The following is a 19,331-nucleotide window of genomic DNA, read 5'->3' on the forward strand; positions in this document are numbered from 1 at the left end:
CGTGTACCAAGCGACGTCCCCTGGGGCCGAGTCCGCCGACTCGACTCCAGGGGACGTCTGCTGACTGATGGTCAGTTCATTGGAGAGGGAAGAGACATCTCTTTGGTCGCGGCATCAGCGGGCGGCCAGTTCGAGCACCGAGACATACCCGAGCGGGTGCGCCGCGCGCACCACGAGCCCTGCTCTGGCGGCCAGTTCACCGAGTTCGGCAAGACCGCGCTCCTTGCCGCCGTAGTAGACGAGCATCCGCAGGTCCATCGCGGTGCCGACCGACTCGCCGTCCGCGCCGACCGCCTCGATGACCAGTACCACGCCCTTCTCCCCGGCCGCCTCGGCGCACCGCCGCAGGATCGCCACGGCGTGGTCGTCGCTCCAGTCGTGCAGCACCGTGGACAGTACGTAGCCGTCCGCACCGGCCGGCAGCGGGTCGAAGAAGCTGCCCGCCACCACCTCGACCCGGTCGGACACGCCCTGTTCCTCAAAACGCCGGCGCGCGGCCGCCGCCGGTCCCGGCAGGTCGACCAGCGTGCCCCGAAGCGCGGGGTGGGTGGCCAGCAGGACGCCGAGCAGCGCGCCGCTGCCGCCGCCGACATCCACGACGTGCCCCAGCGCCGCCCAGTCGTAGGCATCGGTGATCCCGGTGTCGTCGAGCTGGACATGATGGGTCATCAGCCGGTCGAACGACGCCGACAGCGTGGCATCGGCGCCGAGGTCGTCCCAGAACGGCATGCCGTAGCGGAGGGGGTACGCGGGCTCGCCGGTCCGCACGCTGTGCGCCAGGTCGACGAAGCTGAGGTCCCCCCGGCCGACCGCGCCGCCCAGGTCCAGCCACTTCCGCCTCCCCGCCGGATGGTCGTCGCGCAACTGCTCGCCGTACTCGGTCAGGTGGTAGCGGCCGGTCCCGTCGCGGGTGAACAGGCCGACGGTGACCAGGTGCCGCAGCAGCCGGTCCAGTGAGTCCGCGTGTGCCCCCACCGCCTCGGCGATCTCGCCGACGGTCCGCCGGCCGGCCGCGACCTGGTCCGCCACCCCCAGGGTGGCTGCCACCCGCACCGCCATCGGCGTCGCCAGGTCGGCCAGCGCCCGCAGACCGACGCGGCCTGCCTTCTCCTGTGCCATCTGTGCTCTCCCTTCGCCTGGGGCGAGCGTAGGCGGTCGTGGAACTCCCGCCTTATTCCCGCATGCTGAAGATTCGAGGGGCCCTGGATACACTCGGCCGAATGCGGCGAGGGCCGTCTCCTGGTCGGTTTCGTCTATCCGGTCAGTGATCTGATCAGTGTGTGGGACAACCGCGGCGACGGCCCATCATGACGATGGAACACCGCGGAGTTCTGACACTGCTCGGTAGCGGTTCCGGAATTGTGGTGGTGCCCGATCTGCGGGTTCTCACATCATGCTCGATGAACCGGATCCCATCTCGTTGTCGAATGCTCCGGCAAGTCGCCTGGAAAGACGCGCGGTTGTGCGACGGCGGGCTCGTCACGGAGCCTCTGATCTGAAAGCTGATCAGGTGGTTCCGTAACGCACGACCTGGACCGGCTCCGGCTTGACTCCAGGGTGGTTCGCGGACCCGGGCCTGAGGTCGGCATTCCGGGCCACTGATCCTCCTGGGAGTCGATGGGACGGAGATCCCGTGCGATTTCGCGCTGTCCTTTGAAACGGTCGGGTTCGGCACGCGGTCCGGTGCTGCGGTGAGTTTCCGACGGTCGGCACCGGGGAGCACCGTATCCGTACTGTCGTCCGCCACATACCGGCTGGAATCGCGGGCGGTGTGACACGCCTGATTCGTTGGAATGCGGACGGGTCTTGCCGCCGGGAAACCATGGAACGCGGTGTCGCCGGACGGTGCGCCGGATGTGGGGCTCGCGGCGGCCGGTGTCGCGGGCGCGGTGCGTCCGGGACGTGCCGGGTGGCGGTTCAGCCGGCGTCGGAGATCCTGGCGTTCTTGGTGAAGGCCGCCGCACGGACGTCCAGGAGGGCGAGCAGGACCGGCGGGTCGAGCGTGCGCACGGGGCGCAGGCGCAGCTCGAGCGGCAACAGCGGCACGCCCGGCCTGATTTCGATGGGGCCGACGGATCCGACGGAGACCTCGTGGTCGCCGGTCAGGACCTCGTCGAAGGAGGCGGGAACGGAGTGCGCGAGGAGGTACCAGGTCCCTGTCGGCACGTGGTCGAGGAGGAAGCTGCCGGGGCGGGGCAGAACGGTACAGGCGGCCGGCCGGCCCTCCGGGATGCGACTGGAGAAGAGTCCGACGAAGACACGGCCGAGCTCTCCGGCGACGGGGGCTCTGATCTCACCGCGGACGGTGGCGAGTTCCGTGGTCTGGCTCCAGCGGCGGGAGTCGACCTCGATGCTGGTGGTGAAACCGCGTAACTGACGGAACATCGTGGGGGAGACGCCGACGCTGCTGGCGAACCGCGAGCTGAAGGTGCCGACGCTGTTGTAACCGACACGGTGGCTGATCTCCGTCACAGTGAACGCCGTTTCGATGAGAAGGCGTTTTGCGGCCTCGATGCGTATGGCGGAGAGAAAGCGTCTCGGCGAGACTCCGGTCACCCGCTGGAATTCCCGGGAGAAGTGGAATTTGCTGTAAATGGCCGCCTGCGCCATATCGTCTATGGTCAGCAGCTCGCCGATGTTCTCGTGCATGACCTCGATGGCCCGGGTCACGGCCTGCTCGATAGCTGGTTTCAAGTCGACTCCAGGTTCTCGCTGTACCGATGGGTCAACAGAATTCCGCTCAGGTATTGATTTCCTGGTGAAGGCTGTGGCCGGGTGGGATGGCAGGTGGCCGTCGGAACTACCGGAGCGTGCGAAACCTGCCCCTCCCCCCTGGAAAACGGCGATGACGGGGCGTATCGCCGCGATAATAACTGATCACCGTAGCAGGGGTGCATGGTCAGTGCAACGGGCCTCTGACACTTTCATTAGGCACGCCGATGGGCCGGGATACTGGCCGGTTGTGTTTGAACAGTCGCAGTAATGCAGGAGATGCGATTGAGGGGGTGGTGCGCGCACGGTGCTGGTGGTGAACAAGCGAAAACGGCCCGGGTGTCGGCGGCCGGGACATGCCGGATCCGGCGTGAGTTCCCGGCGGAAAACCGCCGGTAGATCCCGATGACTGGAGATCTGCCGGGATTTCGGCACTGATCCGCCGACTACTCCCGCCCTGAATCGGCCACCACCGCCACCACCTCCTTCTGCAGCCGCCCCGCGGAGGCCGCCACCGAGACGGTGGCGGCCTCCCGGGTGTCACCGACACCGACCATCAGCCCCACCAGCTGCTCCTCCAGCAGGCGATCGGCACCGCACGGCTCGATCAGGTAGTCGCCGAGCTCCAGCACGACCAGACCGTGCACCGCCGACCACATCTGATGCGCCACCAGCTCGGCATCCGCCGCCCGAAACCGGCCCGCCTCGATACAGCGGGCCGCGCACTCCGCCACCCCGGTCAGCGTGTAGCGGCCGTACTGCCGGTCCTCCTCGCCGAGCGAGAACCCGGCCAGCGAGGAGCCTCCGAACATCACCGCGTACAGATGGGGGTTGGCCAGCGCGTTGCACCGGTACGCCCGACCCAGCAGCGCCAGGTCGCACACCGGGTCGTCGGTGGGCCCGACCCGGGTGAAGTAGTGCTGGAGCCGGGCGAACCCCTCGTGCACCATGGCGCGCGCCAGCCCGCGCATCCCGTTGAAGTGGGTGTACAGGGCCATCGTCGAGGTGCCGACCTCGCTCGCGATCCGGCGGGCGGACAGCGCCTGCGGCCCCTCCTCCGCCAGTATCCGGGCGGCGATGTCCACCAGCGCCGGTCGGGCGCTGGGATCCGAGCGACGCGGACTCATCCCCCCAGTCAAGCAAAACACTGTTATGCCAGAGCCGTTCGCGGTCCACAGCCTCCGGATCTCAGCACAATACGAGAAGCGGCCCACCGGCACCCGGCGTAGCTTCGCCAGGCACCCGGGGCCTGCCCGGCGGATCTTTCCACCGGGCAGGCCCAGGAGCGACATCCCAGGTCAACTCACCGTCGGAGTAGGCATGTAGACGACCCATCGCCGGGCCCGCGTCGAGTTTCCGGTCCTCCTCGCGGTCCTCCTCGCGGATCTCCTCCCCGGCGCCGTCCGGTCGGCACTCCGGTCGACCCGGAGGGCCGGCGGGCACGCCGCGAGCTCCGGCCGAAACCATCCGGTACCCGAAAAGTCAACTGGCAGTATTCCCAACGGTGTTCTGGACAGCCTGACTTCATCGCCGTAGCCCTCGACCGAAAGGCCGCCCCTTGTCCACCACAACCTCAGGCAGGACCGCCGGCGCCACGCTGCTCCTGTCCCTGGGCAGCGTGATCGTGCTGGCCTCCTGCGCGATGGCCTTCCAGCACGCCTTCGCCATGGACCCCGCGATGCCGATGGCGCCCATGCCGTCCGCCACGGGACGGAAGCTGCACGGCATGCCGCTGTCCAGGATGCCGGAGATGTTCATCGCCATCGGCGGACTGCTGCTCGTCGTGGCCGGCGCCGCCCTGCGCGGGCGGCCGCGATCCGCCTCGGCCGACGCCCGTCCGGGCCGGCGCGGCCGGCTGGTGGTCGCCGTCATCGGCACGGCCGCACTGACCATCGACATCAGCAAGACCTCCACGCTGGGCTTCGTCATCCCCGGTATGCGGGCCGAGTACGGTCTCGACCCCCGGACGGCCTCCCTGCTGGCGGTCTGCGGACTGAGCGGGACGGCGGCCGGAGCGCTGCTGTTCGGCGTGCTCACCGACCGGATCGGACGCCGCAGTTCCTACCTGATCGCCACCCTCGGCTTCGCCGCCACCAGCATGTGCGGCTCGATGCCCTCCTTCCACGGGAACCTGCTGATGTGCGGCCTGATGGGCCTGGCGGTCGGCGGCCTCGCCCCGCTGCTGATCACCCTGCTCACCGAGACGGCCGGCGGGCAGGTCCGCGGCTCGGTGGTGGTGGCGCTCTCCGTCGTCGCCACCGCGGTCGGCTACCTGGTCGCGGCCGGCTCGGCACTGTGGCTGGAGCCGGTGTTCGGCTGGCGGATCCTCTGGCTGATCGGCGCGCCCACCGGCGCCGTCCTGGCCCTCCTCGCCCCCTTCGTACCCGACTACACGTCCGCCCCCGCCCCCGCCCCCGTCCCAGCGACGCGGAGCGCACCGGCCGTCCACCACGTCCCCAGTTCCGCACGCGCTCTCACCCACGGCCTGCAGCGGGCCTTCGCGACCCTGATCGGACTGCTCACCTTCGGCCTCACCACCTGGGTGCCGAGCCTGGCCCGGGTCGGCGGTGTGCCGGTGCGCACCGCGAACCTGATGCTCACCGTGGCGGCGATCGCGATGGTCCCGTGCGCCCTGCTGCTGATGCTGGGCTACCGCCGGTTCGGCCCGACCTCCATGGCAGCGGGCCTGGCCACCGTCACCGCCGTGCTGCTGCTGGCGCTCACGGCCAGTGGCGCGGTGGCCCGGGTCGGCTGGATCTGCGCGGGCGCGCTGGTGGCCGCGCTGTTCTCGGTGAACTCGATGGCCGCGATCTTCCTCCCGATCGCGGCGGACCTGGCCGCCCCGGAACGGCGCGGCCGGACCACCGGGTGGGTCTCGCTCTTCAACCGCCTGGGCGGCCTGTGCGGACCGCTGCTGCTGGCGGGCCTGGTGTCCTCGGCCTCCGACGTCCTGATGGCGGTCTCCGCTCTCGCCCTGCTGTGCGGCGCGGCCGCCTGGTACATCAGCCGCCGCCACCGGCTCGCCGCACCGGCCCTCGGCGCGGTGACCGAGTGACCGCCGCGCCCCGGCCGAGGGCGAAAGACGCGAGCGCACAGGCGCGGTGCGAGCGCGCGAGGGGGTGCCGGGGCGCGGGCGCGAGTGCACAGCAAGGGCGGAGAAGAACGCCGATCTCCGGCGGCCGATACTGATCTCGCTCAACTCACCAGTCTTGGTTGTGAGTTGAGAAGACGTCAGGTGCTCTCTGAACCGCCCAACGGAAGGAAGAGGCATGGCCGACTCACAGGACGTGATCCACGCACTGGCGGCAGACGGCGAGGCCGTCGAGGCCCTGGTGGCCGACCTGGCGGAGACCGACTGGGCGCGCCCCACGCCGGCGCCCGGCTGGACCATCGCCCACCAGATCGCCCACCTGACGGCCACCTTCAGGATGGCGGGCCAGGCGGCGGGCGATCCCGAGGCGTTCAAGGAGGTCGCCGCGGGCGCGGGGAGGGACTTCGACGGCTCGGTGCAGCAGGTGCTGCGGCCCTACCTGGCGAAGGCGCCGAAGGTCCTGCTGGAGTGCTTCCAGGTCGAGCGCAGGGCCGCGGAGAAGGCCCTGGCGGCCGTCCCGGCGGGCCGGACGGTGCCGTGGCTGGTCCGTCCGCTGCCGGCGCCCGTCCTCGCCGCCGCCGGGATGATGGAGCTGTTCGGACACGGCCAGGACATCGCCGACACGCTCGCGGTGCGCCGGGAGCACACCGACCGGCTCCGTTATCTGGTCGAATTCGCCGTCCGCACCTGGGACTTCGGCTACCAGGCGCACCAACTCACGCCGCCTGAGACCGAGTTCCACTTCGAGGTCACCGCTCCGTCGGGCGCACGGTGGGAGTTCGGTCCCGCCGACGCGGACCAGCGCATCAGCGGCCCCGCTGTCGACTTCTGCCTCCTGGTGACCAGGCGGCGGCACCGTGACGACCTCGCTCTGACGGCCCGCGGCAAGGACGCCGAGGCCTGGCTCGACATCGCCCAGGCCTACCGCGGCCCGGCCGGGCCGGGCCGCACGCCCGGTCAGTTCCGCGGGCGCTGACCGCCGCACCCGCCTGCCCGGCCGGACCGTACCCGACTCCGCGCCGACGCCGGGCAGCAGCAGCCGCGCCGAGCCGCGAAGAGCCGGCCGGGCGCCTGCCCGGCCGGCTCTCCCGTGCGGCGCCGCACGGGAGGGGTCACACCTCGCCGAAGGGGCTGTTCTGGTAGGCGGCCAGCCGCCACTGGTCGCCGTTGCGCACGGCGATCCACGACGCGCGGATCTTGCGGTCGGGGTGGACCGTGCTCTCCCCGGGTGCCAGGACGCCGCCCTCGGTGACCAGTACGGCGGCCGATTCGGAGAGGAACCGCAGGTCGATCGGCGTGCCGGTGACCCGGGTGCCCTTGAACGCGCCCCGGAAGGCATCGTCAAGGAAGGACCGGATCGCCGCCTGGCCCTTGCAGTAGACGCCGGGCAGGACCATCGTCGCGTCCTCGGTGAAGACGGCCGCGAAGGCCTCGGCATCGTGCTTCGCCCAGGCGGCGATGATGCGCTGCGGAAGGACGGCGACCGCCTCCTTCGCCGTCGCGGCTGTCTTGCTGGTGTCGTTCATCAGATCCCTGCCTTCGTCCGAATCTTCCACTCCGGGGCGGTCTCACCCCGAAGCGGCCGACGTGTCATCAGGTCGTGGTGCGGAGTCGGCCGGTGCCGTCTCCCGGTGGCTTCTGCCGGGGCTCCCACGCCGTGGCGAGGCCCGGACGTTCCGTCCGGACGGCGGTGCGCCGGATCGGCTCGGGGGAGCGGGCCGGGCCGGTGGTGGGCGGCGTGAGTGCGAGGTCCATCACTTCTCCGGAGCGCGAGGGCGGTGGAAGCCCGGGAGCGGTCATCGCCTGCGCTCAGCCGGTGGACACCTCGATGCTCGCCCGTCGCGCGGATGCCGGACCACTCCCGGCTTGCTCTGGGCCGCTTCCGGCTCCGGTGGGGTGTGCCACGGGCTCATCACCAAGGATCTGACATGCTGTCAGATTCGACATCGACGCGAACCTGCCCCGCCCGAGGGCCACTTCCCCGGACGTGCTCGCCCCCCGGCCGGGAGAACCCCCAGGACACCGCCCGGCCGAGGTCGAGAGCGGCACGCCGACTCCGACGACGGGGTGAGAGGCGTCCGAAGGTGGCGTCGAAGCCGTCAGGAGCGCAGGCGTGAGGTACTTACTGATCATGCATATGAACCGCAGCGCGTGGGATGCCCTCACCGAGGCGGAGCGCGAGGAGATCGCGCGAGGGCACCGCGCCTTCCAGGAGACCATCAGGGAGGCCGGCGAGATGCTTTCCACCCACGCCCTCGCCGACCCGCTGCGGAGCTCCGTGGTGCGGGTGAAGGACGGGACGGTGACGGTCACCGGCGGCCCGCTCCAGGACACCGCGCTCTTCCTGGCCGGCTACTACCTGGTCGACTGCGAAACCCAGGAGCGGGCACAGGAGTTGGCGGCGATGATCCCCGACGCCCGGATCGACGGGCTCGGCATCGAGGTACGGCCCGTCATGTTCTCGGCGGGGGTCGAGATGTGACGCGCGGTGTTCACACCGGGCCCGTCCGGAAGCCGCGCGACCACCGGCTCCCGGACGGGCCGCGGCGCGTGGGGCCGCGGCGCGTGGGGCCGCAGAGCCCCGCCGCGAGTAATCGGGTGGACGCGCCCTCGGACCGAGGACGAGGAGCGGAACGGCCGACGCCCCCGCGCGCGCTCAGACGCGCAGGGTCGTCGGGCGTACCGCCCCGGGGTCACTCCCCGGCGCCGCCGCTCTGCTTGAAGAACACCGCCGCGAGGACGGCCAGCAGCGCGAACACGGCCGCGGAGAAGGCGCCGACCAGGTTGAGCCCGCTGACGAAGGCCTCGCGCGCGGCCCGCTGCAGCGCGGCCGAGGACTCCGGCGGCAGCTGGGCCGCCTCGGCGACGGCACCCGCGACGGTCGCCCTGGCATGGGCCGCCCCCTCGGCGGACAGCCCGTCGGGGACCGCGCCACGCATGCGGTGGCCGTAGACGGCGGCGCTGACCGTACCGAGCAGCGCCAGGCCGAGCGCCCCGCCGAGGTAGTTGGCGGTCTCGCTCATCGAGGCGGCGGAACCGGCGCGCTCCGGTGGCACCGAGCCGACCACCAGGCCGGTACCGAGCGCGAACAGCGGCCCGGTCCCCACCCCGAGGATCGCGATGCCGGCCACGACCGGCCACACCCCCCGATCGTCGCTCGCCAGGACGAGCCAGGACGCCCCCACCGCCGAGACCACCAGGCCGCCGACGAGCGCGGTCCGCGGCCTGACCGAACGCGTCAGGGCCGGCGTGCACATCGTCCCCGCCGCCACGGCGAGCCCCATCGGCGCGAACCACCAGGCCGACAGGAGCGGCGAGTACCCCAGCACGGTCTGCAGGAGCTGGGTGACCAGCAGACCGATCCCCGCCATCACCATCCCGGCCAGCACCAGCGCCGTCACGATCAGGGCGACCGAATCCGTCGTGAACAGCCGCAGATCCAGCAGCGGGTCGTCGAGCCGCAGCTGGCGCCGCACGAACAGGGCCACGAAGACGGCGCCCACCACGATGGCCGCCACCGCCGTCACGGTGGACCCGCTGCCCACGCCCAGCGCCTTGATCCCGTACACCACGGGCAGGATCCCCAGCAGGGACAGCACCACGCTCACCGGGTCGAGCCGCCGGGCCTGCTCGGGGCGGAACTCCGGCAGCAGCAGCGGACCCGCGATCAGCACCACCGCCATGACGGGTACGGCCAGCAGGAAGACCGAGCCCCACCAGAAGTGGTCCAGCAGCACGCCGCCGACCACCGGCCCGAGCGCGGCCCCGGCGAACAGGCAGGTCGCCCACGCCGAAATGGCCTTACCGCGCTCGCGGTCGTCCCGGAACATGTTGGTGATCAGCGCCAGCGTGGACGGCATCAGGGTCGCCCCGGCGGCACCCTGCGCCCCACGGGTCACGATCAGCATCACCGGGTCGGTCGCGTAGGCGGCGGCCACCGAGGTCACCGCGAACGCCGCCGAACCGGCCAGCAGCAGTCGGCGCCGTCCGATCCGGTCCCCGAGTGTGCCCATCGTGATCACCAGCCCGGCGACGATGAATCCGTACGCATCGGTGATCCAGAGCTGCTGGACGCTGTCGGCGCCGAGATCGGCGGTCAGCCGTGGCAGCGCCAGGAACAGGACGTTGACGTCCAGTGCGACCACCAGCGTCGGCAAGGCCAGGACCACCAGTCCGAGCCAGGGGTTGTGCTCCGTCTTCGACGGGCTGCTCTCCGCCACAGTGACGGACATGATCAGCCTCCCTCTCCGTGAGTGCCCTTCTCACTCGTCCGTCGGAGCCGGAGACCGGATCTTGCGCATGGGCCGCGGGATTCTCCGCCGGACCCCTGCCGGTGGCGCGGATCGCAGCGTTCCCGGGCGGTACGGCGGACCCGGACGGCGTACCTGGATCAGGCGTCGTCCCCGGCCAGGCGGGCCGCCCGGGACTCCAGGTAGTGGCGTTCGGGGAGACTGGCAGTGCGGCGGGCCGCCTCCCGGTAGCAGGCGCGGGCCCCGGCACGGTCACCGGTCATCTCCAGCAGGTGCCCGCGCACCGCGTGGAGCCGGTGGTGGTCGGCGATGCGGGCGTCGTCGTCCAGCGGGCGGAGCAGCTCCAGACCGCTGTCCGGGCCGTCGGCCATGGCCACCGCGACGGCGTGGTTGAGCGTCACCATCGGGTTGGGCGAGACCTGATCGAGCAGCCGGTACAGGATGACGATCTGCCGCCAGTCGGTGTCCCCGGCACTCGGCGCCTCGGCGTGCAGTGCGGCGATGGCGGCCTGGAGCTGGTAGGGCCCCAGCGGATCCCCGGCCAGCGCCTCCGTGGTGAGCTCGACGCCCTCCTTGATCGCCTGGCCGTCCCAGCGGCCGCGGTCCTGCTCGGCGAGCGGGATCAGACGGCCCTCGGCATCGGTGCGCGCCGCCCGACGGGCGTCGGTGAGAAGCATCAGCGCCAGCAGCCCGGTCACCCCGGGGTCCTCGGGCAGCGCCCGCCGCACGGCACGGGTGAGCCGGATCGCCTCCCGGGTCAGTTCCACCTGCTGGAGGTCGGCGCCGAAGGAACTGGCGTACCCCTCGTTGAAGATCAGGTACAGCACGTGCAGGACGACACCGAGCCGCTGCGCGCGCTCGGCGGCGGGCGGCAGCGTGAAGTGGCCGCCGGCGGCCTTGATGCGCCGCTTGGCACGGCTGATCCGCTGCGCCATGGCCGCCTCGGGCACGAGGAAGGCCCGCGAGATCTGGGCGGTGGTCAGCCCGCCGCACGCCCGCAGCGTCAGGGCGAGCTGGGAGGAGGGGGACAGGCTGGGGTGGCAGCACAGGAAGAGCAGGATCAGTGAGTCGTCCCGGTCCGAGGGGAGGCGGTCGTCCGGGCCGGGCGCGGCCGACCCGTCCGGCGGGGCCAGGGCCGCGACGGCCTCCTCCCGGCGCCGCCGTGCGATGTCGCTGCGCGCCCGGTCGGTGAGCCTGCGCTGCGCGACCGTGATCAGCCAGCCGAGCGGGTTGTCCGGGATCCCGTCCCTGCGCCACTGCACCGTGGCGTCGAGCAGCGCGTCCTGGGCGGCGTCCTCACACGCCTCGAACCTGCCGTAACGCCTGGTCAGGTTGGAGACGACCTGGGGGATGAGTTCACGCAGGAGGTCGCCGGCGTCGTCACCGTCGTTCACCGCGCACCCGGGAGTTCCCCGGAATCCGCTGGGCGGGGAAGGGCTAAGACCGACCGGCAATAGGGAGCGTGGGTGAAGGAGCGGGGTGAGAGCCGAGTCTGGGCGTGCATCGTGAGGAGAGCGCAGCGGCGCTGCGCGCGACGAGGGATGTGCGTTCAGGCGAGAGCTATCGGCACGCGACGCCGCGGGCCCTATTGCCGGTCGGTCTAAGGCAGTCATCCGACGTCAGACCATCCAGAGTGATACGTACTGGTCGATACCAGTGGCGTCACGGTAGCACGCGGTGGCGGCGCGTTGCGGCGGCGGAGCAACTCGTCCGAAGGACCCGGGGCCCGGGGGACGGGGCGTCCCCCGGGCGGAGGATTCACGCGGCCGAGCCGTCGGAGAAGACGATCTCCCGGACCTCGATGCCCAGGCCCTCGACCTTGGCGTCCGGGATCATCGCGGCGATCTCGTGGGCCCGGTCGCGGTCCTTGCAGTCGATCACGTAGTAGCCCGCCAGGAACTCCTTGGCCTCCGTGTACGGGCCGTCGGTCACCGCGGGAACCCCGTTCCGCACCCGGACGACGGAGCTCTGCCCGGGCGCGGCGAGCGCCTGGGTGAAGACGAACTCCCCGCTTTCCTTGATCTTCGACATGAAGGCGCCGTGGCCGCTCATCACCTCGTTGCGCTCATCCTCCGACAGGGAGTCCCAGACCGCCGGGTTCATGTGCATGATCAGCAGGTACTTCACGGTGCTGCTCCTAATGATGCGAGGCGCCCGGTGCGCCCTTGTGACCCTATGTCGGAGCCCGGTCGGCGCTTTCGACATCGCCCGGAAAAATTTTCCTGGTCTGTTCCCGGGAGCCGGGAGCCGGGCGCGTGACACGGCGGGGTGACTCTCCCGTGCGGGTGCCGCCTCAGGCGGCGCGGTGCACGATCCGGCCGCCGACCGCGGTGAGGGCGGGGGTGAGGTGGCCCAGTTGCTCCGTCGGGCAGGTGAGCGGGTCGGTGGAGTAGGCGACCAGGTCGGCCGGTGCGCCGGGGACCAGTGCGACGCCGTCCGGGGCGCCGAGGAGCCGGGCGCCGGCGGTGGTGTACAGGTGCAGCGCCTCGGGACGGCTGATGGCGTGCCGGGGGCCGAGTACCCCGGCGGGGGTCTGACGGGTGGTCATGCCGTGCAGGCCGAGCAGAGGGTCGAGGGGGCCGATGGGGTGGTCGGTGCCCGCGCTGATCCAGGCCCCGGCGTCGACCAGTTCCCGCAGGGGGAACAGCTCGGCCGTCCGCTGCGGGCCCCAGGAGGCGGTCAGGGCGTGGGAGAGTCCGCCGAGCAGCGCCTGCTGGACGGTGATGTGCACGCCCAGCGCGGCGGCGTCGGCGATCCGCTCGGGTGTGATCAGGCCGCCGTGCTCGACGACCAGCATGCCGGGCGGCACCGGACCGAGGCGGCCCTCCACCTCGCGGACGGCGTCGAGGAGTTCGGCGACGGCCCGGTCGCCGAACGCGTGGGTGCCCACGGGCCAGCCGCGCCGCACGCAGAGGGCCAGGGCCTCGGTCAAGTCCGAGCGGTCCCACAGCAGTTCGCCGTGGAAGTCGGGCCGGTCGGCATAGGGCAGGGACAGTGCGGCGGCTTCGACACCGCCGTCGAGCACGAACTTCAGGCCCCACAGCCGCAGCAGCCCCTGCCCCGTCCCCGGTGTGATGCCCTGGTCCTCGAGGCCGTCGAGATAGGCGGCGGTTGATCCGGCGGAGGCGATGGCCGCCGGTGTGGAGAAGATCATGGCGTGGCTGCGTACCGACAACTGCCCGGCGGCTTCGGCCCTGCGGTAGGTCTGCCACTCCTCGGGGGTGACGGCAGGGTCGCGCACGGTCCCGATCCCGTGGGCCGCGTAGGTGGCGGACGCCTGGCGCAGGCCGTCGGCGAGGGCCTCGGAGGGCAGTGGGGGCAGGACTTTCAGGGCCAGTTCCAGTGCGGCGTCCTGCACCCAGCCGGTCGGACGGCCCGCCGCGTCGCGGGAGATGAAGCCGCCCGGCACATCCGGCGTGTCGGGGCCGATGCCGGCCAGGCGCAGCCCGGCGGAGTTGAGCACTCCGTTGTGGCCGCCGCGCAGTGCCAGCACGGGGTGGTCGGTGGTGGCCCGGTCCAGCTCCAGGGCGGTGGGCATCCGCCGCTCGGCCAGCTGGAGTTCGTGCCAGTCGGCACCGGTGACGATCCACTGCCCGGCGGGGGTGCGCGCGGCACGCTCACGCACCAGCCCGACGAACCGGGGGATGTCCCGCGCCTGGGAGACGGGCACGCCGAGCAGGTTGCGGGCGGCCAGCATCAGATGGTTGTGGGTGTCGACGAACGCCGGCAGTACGACGAGTCCGGGATCGTCGACCACCGTGGTGGCCGGGCCGCTCCATTGCCGCAGCAGGTCCCGTTCCTCGCCCGGCCCGGCCACGGCCGCGATCACGCCACCGCGCACCGCCAGTGCGGTGGCCGGCCGCCCGGTCGCCGCCAGGGTGTGCACGGTGCCCGCGCGCACCACCAGATCCGCCGTCCTGTCGTTCATCGGAGCACTCCCCTTTTTGTCACCGTGGACACCACCGGACCGGCCGGCCTCGCGGCCGCCGTGGCCGCAACCTACCCCGACGCGCTCCACCGCCTGCCGACCGGCTCCCCTGACGACGCATCACCGCACGGACCCGCCGTCAACTCCGTACCACTGTCGATACCGATCGGGTGAATTCCCGCCGGTGTTCTCGGGCCGTACGGGCCCCAGGCGACCTCGTGCGAGCGGTTCGGACCTCCCGTGGCGCGCACCGGTGACCTGTGGGATTCCCGATCACGGTGCGGTACCCGTCGGGCCCGGCTGCCGAGCCGGTGGGATCCGCCCTCGCGGCACGGGTGACGGCGCCGTTGCGCGGGACGGTCGCGGTTCCTACGGTCCCTGGCATGACTATTCCCACGGAGGCCATCGGCAGCATCCCGAGGCCGAGCTCCCTGCAGGCAGCGTTGGCGGAGCACGCCCAAGGAAGGCTGAATGAAGCCGAACTGACGAAGCTTCAGGAAGAGGCGACGATCGAAACGCTGACCAGGCTGGAGGAGCTGGGCTGCCCCGTGCTGGTCGACGGAGAGCAGAGCAAGCCCAGCTTCGTCACGTACCCGCTCGCGGGGCTGACCACCCTCGACCCGGACGGTGCCGTCATCCCCTTCGCCGACGGCCACATCCGCCAACTGCCCCGGCTGACCGCGGGGCCGTTCCGCTACCGGGTCCATGCGGACGGCTATCTGCGCAACGCCCTGCGCCACACCGGCCGCCCCGTCAAGCAGGCGGTCATCGCACCGTCCGCGCTCAGTCTGCTCTACCCCGCCGAGCCGATCGACGGCTACCCGCGCGACGCGTTCCTGCGCGATCTGGCCGACGAGGCCGAGGCCGACATCCGCGGCTGCCTCGAGGCGGGCGCGCACCGCGTCCAGCTGGACTTCACCGAAGGCCGGCTGTCCCTCAAACTGGACCCGTCCCAAGGTGTGCTCGACGACTTCATCGCCCTCAACAACGAGGTGCTCGGCCGGTTCACCGAGGAGGAACGGGCCCGCATCGGGGTGCATACCTGCCCGGGCGGGGACCAGGACTCCACCCACAGCCTGGACGTCGACTACGCCGAACTGCTGCCCAAGCTCTTCCAGTTGAAGGCCGGCAACTTCTACGTACAGCTGGCTGGTGAGCCCGACCCCGAGCGTGTCCTGAGCATCATCGCCGGCCAACTGCGGCCGGGGATCCGGGTGTTCGTCGGGGTGACCGACCCGATCGATCCCGTCGTCGAGACCCCGGAGCAGGTGCGCGACCGGGTCCTGCTCGCGGCCCGGCACATCCCGGTCGACCAGTTGGGCACCTGCGACGACTGCGGTTTCTCCCCGTTCGCCGACGACACCTCCACCTCGCGCGACCTCGCCTTCGCCAAGATCGACGCGCGGGTGCGGGGGACCGCGCTGGCATCGCAGGCCCTCGGCCTGTGACCGTGCTCCACACCCGGCACGGGTGACGGGCGGCGACCCGCCGTGGGCGGGTCGCCGCCCGCTTCTGTGGCCGAAGGCCCGCGCAGTCGAGGCCGGAGCCGGGTCCACGCGGCCGGAGCCGGGCCGACGCGGCCGGAGCCGGGTCGACTCGCCGGCTCGGGGGAACGTGTCGGCTCGGGCCAACGCGCCGGCTCGGGGAACTCGCGGGCTCGGGGCAGCCGGCTCCGAAAGCGTTTCGTACGGCGAGTGGCGGAGATCTTCGCCGGGTGCGGGATGGCCGCGACCGACGGAAATCCCCCGGACAGTGGGCTGCCCGGGGCGGGCCGGTGGGCCCAGGGCAGACGAATTGACCCGTGGAGAGCCGCCGACCGTTCAGGAATCCCGAATCGCCCTGCGGTCGGGGCGGGTTGTCCATCGCCGCACCTTTGTGCTTCCTTCGCCGAAATTCCGTCCGCGATGCGGCAGGCCCGCGATGCGGCGGCCCGCGATCCGCCGTCGGCGGCATGCCGCCCTGCTCGGGCCGGTGACCGCGGACGAGGAGCCCAGGGCTGCCCGCACCCCTGCCCTCGGGAGTTTTCCCGACGGAGAACCCCTGGTAGAGCCGGTTGTCCGGCGGTGAGCAACGTGAGAGAAGCTACGGCGAGCGCGCGGCGTACATCCTCGTGTAGTAAACCTGCGCGTGAAGTTGGATTCACCGTCGCAATTCGGAAACGCGGATTCCAAGAAACGCGGAACTTTCCTGGTTTCAGGAGGTCTTGACCGCGTCCTTGCACGCCCTGTGAGTACGGGAACTTGTCGATCCGTCGAGAGGGGAACTCGGTGGCGTACCGTGAGCGGTTCCGCAGACTGATACCAGGCCTGGTGGTGATAGTGGTGGCCACCTCGTTGTTCTTCGCGGTACGGACCTCGGTCGCGGTAGCCGGGGGGGAACAGGTCGCGAAGCAGTACGGCTTCAAGGAGATGCCGATAGCCATGCCGCCCGGTTACGACCGGCAGCCGATGAACACCGTCCGGACCGTGAACCCGGCCTACCAGAAGATCCGTTCGTGGATCTCCTCGGTCGGTGCCAGCATCGCGATCAACGACCTCACCGGGCACGGCGTGGCCGACGGCATGTGCATCGTCGACACCAGGACCAACAGCGTGATCGTGACGTACACGCCGACCGCCCGGCCGGCCGACCGCTTCACGCCCTTCGTGCTCGACGCCGCGCCGCTCCCGGTGGACGACACCATGGCGCCCACCGGCTGCACGCCCGGCGACTTCAACGGGGACGGCCGGATGGACCTCCTGGTGACGTACTGGGGGCGCACGCCGATCCTGTTCATGGCCAAGTCGGATGCCACCACCCCGTCCGCGGGTTCCTACGTACCGCGGGAACTGGTGCCGTCGCAGTCGCTGGACGGCAGGTACCACGGCCCGCGGTGGAACACCGACGCGGACTACGTCGCCGACCTCGACGGCAGCGGCCACCCGTCCATCGTGATCGGCAACTACTTCCCCGACTCCGACGTGCTCGATCCGCACGGGCTGAACAACGTGGTGATGAACAACTCGCTGTCCAGCGCCAGGAACGCCGGCGGCGACCACGTGCTGCGCTGGTACCGGAGCACCTCGGGGCCCGAGCCCACGGTGTCGTACGTGGAGGAGAAGGACGCCATCCCCTACAGCGCGTCGACCGGATGGACGCTGGCCATCTCGGGTGCCGATCTGACCGGTGAGGGACTGCCGGACCTGTACATCGCCAACGACTTCGGACACGCGCACCTGCTGTACAACAGGTCGACGCCCGGGCACATCAGCTTCACCGAGGCCAAGGGCGAGCGCACGCCGACCACACCCAAGTCCTTCGTGCTCGGCAACGGTTCGTTCAAGGGCATGGGCGTCGACTTCGGCGACCTCGGCCACGACGGCAGGTTCGACATGGTGGTCAGCAACATCACCGTCCCCTGGGGCCTGGAGGAGAGCAACTTCGTCTGGATCAACCAGGCCAAGGACGACGCCGACATGCGGCGCAGACTGAGCAGCGGCGTCGCGCCGTTCACCCAGGAGGCCCAGCAGTACGGAATGGCCTGGACCGGGTGGGGCTGGGACGCCAAGATGGGCGACTTCCTCAACAGCGGCGACCTGTCGGTCCTCCAGGCCGACGGCTTCGTGAAGGGGAACATCGACCGGTGGCCCTGGCTGCAGGAGATGGCCATGACCAACGACGACCTGCTGTCCAACCCGGCGATGTGGCCCAACGTCCAGCCGGGTGACGACATCGCCGGGGACGAGGCCATCGCCTTCTACGCGAAGACCCCCGACGGCCGGTACGTCAACATCAGCTCGCAGCTGGGCATCGCGGTGAAGACGCCGACCCGCGGCATCGCCACCGGTGACACCATGGGGACCGGCGCACTGGACTTCGCCGTGGCCCGTCAGTGGGGGCCGCCGGCCTTCTACGCCAACACGTCGCCGAACCTGGGCGACTACCTGAACCTGCGGCTCTACCGGCCGACCGGGGCCGGCGGAGCGGGCCAGGGCCTGGTGAACACCGGGTCACCGGCGTACGGCGCCACGGTCCGGATCACCACCCCGGCCGGCACCCAGATCTCCCAGCTCGACGGCGGCGGCGGCCACGGCGGCTTCCGCAGCTTCGACGTGCGCTTCGGGCTCGGCACCTACCACGGGCCGGTCACCGCCCACCTGACGTGGCGGGACGCGGGCGGCACCCTGCACCAGACGACGAAGCAGCTCAGCCCGGGCACGCACTCCCTCATGCTGACCAGCGACGTCCAGGAGGTTCCGAGCCGATGAGCACGACCGCGCAACCCCGACCCAAAGGCGTGGCGGCGGCCGCGACGGCCGGCCCCGCGAAGCCGAAGGACCCGCGGTACCTCGCCCTGCGGAACTTCGCGATCTCGATCAGTGTGTTCAACATCTTCGGCTACACCCTGCTCGGCTTCGAGCAGCCCTGGCTGTGGCCGATCATCGCGGTGCTCACCGCCTACGTCTGCGAGATCTGCTTCGAGCTGATCAGCGCCTGGGCCCAGCGGCGCGCGCCCCGCTTCCGCGGGAACGGGGTGCGCGGGGTGTACGAGTTCCTGCTGCCGGCCCACATCACGGCGCTGGCGGTCAACATGCTGACCTACGGGAACAACCAGCTGCTGCCGGTGTTCTTCGGCGTCGTCGTCGGGGTCGGCGGCAAGCACGCGCTGCAGGCGCCGATCGCGGGCCGGATGCGGCACTTCATGAACCCGTCCAACTTCGGGATCACGATGTCGCTGCTGTGCTTCGGCTCCTGGTTCAGCATCGCGCCGCCCTACGAGTTCACGGAGAACGCGAACACCTACTTCCGGGTGATGATCCCGCTGATCATCGCCACCGCGGGAACGGTGATCAACGCCCTGCTCACCAAGCGGACCCCGCTGATCGTCGGCTGGCTCGGCGCCTTCGCCATCCAGGCGTTCGTCCGGCACTGGATCTGGCACGTCGCGCTGTTCTCCGCGCTCGGCGTGATGACCGGTGTCGCCTTCGTGCTGTTCACCAACTACATGATCAGCGACCCGGGAACGACACCGATGAAGGGCCGGGCCCAGTTCGTGTTCGGCTCCTCGGTCGCCTTCGTGTACGCGATCCTGATGGTGTTCAACGTCGTCTACACCCTGTTCTTCGCCACCACGATCGTCTGCGGTCTGCGCGGGCTCGGCTGGTGGGCCGCGCACCTGATCAAGCGGGCTCGGCAGGCGGACGCCACCGGGGCGGAGTCCTCCGGCGGGGCGGCCGCGCAGCCGCAGCAGAGCCAGGTCGGGGCGGTCGCGGCGTGAGGCGGCGGACACCGCGGGCACCGGGGGCTCCGACTCCCGGCGCGTGACACCGCGACGGCTCTGTGGCGCCGCCCGACGGGGCAGCGCCACAGA

The 19,331-nt window shown here is 71.1% G+C and carries 15 protein-coding genes; 6 read left to right on the forward strand and 9 right to left on the reverse strand.

From position 1 onward, the window contains the following. Positions 1-114: 114 nt before the first annotated feature. From ACSMTC_RS32495 to ACSMTC_RS32505, 3 genes are all read right to left on the reverse strand, one after another. Positions 115-1,119, reverse strand: coding sequence for a methyltransferase (locus ACSMTC_RS32495; RefSeq protein WP_436563311.1), 1,005 nt, complete (start codon positions 1,117-1,119; stop codon positions 115-117). A gap of 798 nt (positions 1,120-1,917) precedes the next feature. Further along, positions 1,918-2,670 carry a helix-turn-helix transcriptional regulator gene (locus ACSMTC_RS32500; protein ID WP_436563312.1) on the reverse strand — a complete coding sequence of 251 codons (753 nt, stop codon included), beginning with the start codon at positions 2,668-2,670 and terminating at the stop codon, positions 1,918-1,920. A 488-nt stretch (positions 2,671-3,158) separates the two neighbouring features. Further along, the gene (locus ACSMTC_RS32505) at positions 3,159-3,839 is read right to left on the reverse strand and encodes a TetR/AcrR family transcriptional regulator (protein WP_436563313.1); all 681 of its coding nucleotides are present in this window, start codon (positions 3,837-3,839) and stop codon (positions 3,159-3,161) included. Positions 3,840-4,270: 431 nt separating this feature from the next. On the opposite strand from ACSMTC_RS32505, the gene ACSMTC_RS32510 reads away from it, so the two are divergent. Then, complete coding sequence (locus tag ACSMTC_RS32510; protein ID WP_436563314.1) at positions 4,271-5,767, forward strand: MFS transporter; 1,497 nt, start codon at positions 4,271-4,273, stop codon at positions 5,765-5,767. A gap of 214 nt (positions 5,768-5,981) precedes the next feature. Then, positions 5,982-6,779: a TIGR03084 family metal-binding protein gene (locus tag ACSMTC_RS32515; protein ID WP_436563315.1), complete on the forward strand. Its 798-nt coding sequence runs from the start codon at positions 5,982-5,984 to the stop codon at positions 6,777-6,779. 136 nt (positions 6,780-6,915) lie between these two features. Here the strand turns inward: ACSMTC_RS32515 and ACSMTC_RS32520 are convergent, their stop codons facing one another. Together ACSMTC_RS32520 and ACSMTC_RS32525 are read right to left on the reverse strand one after the other, a co-directional pair. Next, complete coding sequence (locus ACSMTC_RS32520; protein WP_436563316.1) at positions 6,916-7,329, reverse strand: SgcJ/EcaC family oxidoreductase; 414 nt, start codon at positions 7,327-7,329, stop codon at positions 6,916-6,918. 67 nt (positions 7,330-7,396) lie between these two features. Next, complete coding sequence (locus ACSMTC_RS32525; protein WP_436563317.1) at positions 7,397-7,558, reverse strand: hypothetical protein; 162 nt, start codon at positions 7,556-7,558, stop codon at positions 7,397-7,399. Positions 7,559-7,916: 358 nt separating this feature from the next. Here ACSMTC_RS32525 and ACSMTC_RS32530 point away from each other — a divergent pair, with 358 nt between their 5' ends. Beyond that, positions 7,917-8,285: a YciI family protein gene (locus ACSMTC_RS32530; RefSeq protein WP_436563318.1), complete on the forward strand. Its 369-nt coding sequence runs from the start codon at positions 7,917-7,919 to the stop codon at positions 8,283-8,285. Positions 8,286-8,496: 211 nt separating this feature from the next. Here the strand turns inward: ACSMTC_RS32530 and ACSMTC_RS32535 are convergent, their stop codons facing one another. From ACSMTC_RS32535 to ACSMTC_RS32550, 4 genes are all read right to left on the reverse strand, one after another. Next, entirely contained in the window at positions 8,497-10,035 is a 1,539-nt protein-coding gene (locus tag ACSMTC_RS32535; protein WP_436563319.1) for an MFS transporter, read from the reverse strand. A 158-nt stretch (positions 10,036-10,193) separates the two neighbouring features. Then, positions 10,194-11,447 carry an RNA polymerase sigma factor gene (locus tag ACSMTC_RS32540; protein WP_436563320.1) on the reverse strand — a complete coding sequence of 418 codons (1,254 nt, stop codon included), beginning with the start codon at positions 11,445-11,447 and terminating at the stop codon, positions 10,194-10,196. 364 nt (positions 11,448-11,811) lie between these two features. Further along, positions 11,812-12,180, reverse strand: coding sequence for a YciI family protein (locus ACSMTC_RS32545; protein ID WP_436563321.1), 369 nt, complete (start codon positions 12,178-12,180; stop codon positions 11,812-11,814). Between the two features lie 166 nt (positions 12,181-12,346). Then, positions 12,347-13,981 carry an amidohydrolase gene (locus tag ACSMTC_RS32550; RefSeq protein ID WP_436563322.1) on the reverse strand — a complete coding sequence of 545 codons (1,635 nt, stop codon included), beginning with the start codon at positions 13,979-13,981 and terminating at the stop codon, positions 12,347-12,349. Between the two features lie 383 nt (positions 13,982-14,364). Between ACSMTC_RS32550 and ACSMTC_RS32555 the strand changes: the two genes are divergently transcribed. The 3 genes from ACSMTC_RS32555 (at position 14,365) to ACSMTC_RS32565 (ending at position 19,238) form a co-directional block, all read left to right on the forward strand. Next, positions 14,365-15,429, forward strand: coding sequence for a cobalamin-independent methionine synthase II family protein (locus tag ACSMTC_RS32555; protein ID WP_436563323.1), 1,065 nt, complete (start codon positions 14,365-14,367; stop codon positions 15,427-15,429). Between the two features lie 864 nt (positions 15,430-16,293). Then, positions 16,294-18,228, forward strand: coding sequence for a CRTAC1 family protein (locus tag ACSMTC_RS32560; RefSeq protein WP_436564879.1), 1,935 nt, complete (start codon positions 16,294-16,296; stop codon positions 18,226-18,228). Continuing rightward, entirely contained in the window at positions 18,225-19,238 is a 1,014-nt protein-coding gene (locus tag ACSMTC_RS32565; RefSeq protein WP_436563324.1) for an enediyne biosynthesis protein, read from the forward strand. The genes ACSMTC_RS32560 and ACSMTC_RS32565 overlap by 4 nt, the downstream gene beginning before the upstream one ends. Positions 19,239-19,331: the final 93 nt, after the last annotated feature.

This window comes from Kitasatospora sp. HPM-01-4 (genome assembly GCF_051374625.1).
GTDB lineage: Bacteria > Actinomycetota > Actinomycetes > Streptomycetales > Streptomycetaceae > Kitasatospora.

Excerpts from the sequence above, each read along its gene's own strand:
- ACSMTC_RS32520 (WP_436563316.1), bottom strand. The coding sequence starts at position 7,329 with ATGAACGACACCAGCAAGACAGCCGCGACGGCGAAGGAGGCGGTCGCC.
- ACSMTC_RS32550 (WP_436563322.1), bottom strand. The coding sequence starts at position 13,981 with ATGAACGACAGGACGGCGGATCTGGTGGTGCGCGCGGGCACCGTGCAC.
- ACSMTC_RS32565 (WP_436563324.1), top strand. The coding sequence starts at position 18,225 with ATGAGCACGACCGCGCAACCCCGACCCAAAGGCGTGGCGGCGGCCGCG.
- ACSMTC_RS32515 (WP_436563315.1), top strand. The coding sequence starts at position 5,982 with ATGGCCGACTCACAGGACGTGATCCACGCACTGGCGGCAGACGGCGAG.
- ACSMTC_RS32525 (WP_436563317.1), bottom strand. The coding sequence starts at position 7,558 with ATGGACCTCGCACTCACGCCGCCCACCACCGGCCCGGCCCGCTCCCCC.
- ACSMTC_RS32505 (WP_436563313.1), bottom strand. The coding sequence starts at position 3,839 with ATGAGTCCGCGTCGCTCGGATCCCAGCGCCCGACCGGCGCTGGTGGAC.
- ACSMTC_RS32535 (WP_436563319.1), bottom strand. The coding sequence starts at position 10,035 with ATGTCCGTCACTGTGGCGGAGAGCAGCCCGTCGAAGACGGAGCACAAC.
- ACSMTC_RS32495 (WP_436563311.1), bottom strand. The coding sequence starts at position 1,119 with ATGGCACAGGAGAAGGCAGGCCGCGTCGGTCTGCGGGCGCTGGCCGAC.
- ACSMTC_RS32555 (WP_436563323.1), top strand. The coding sequence starts at position 14,365 with ATGACTATTCCCACGGAGGCCATCGGCAGCATCCCGAGGCCGAGCTCC.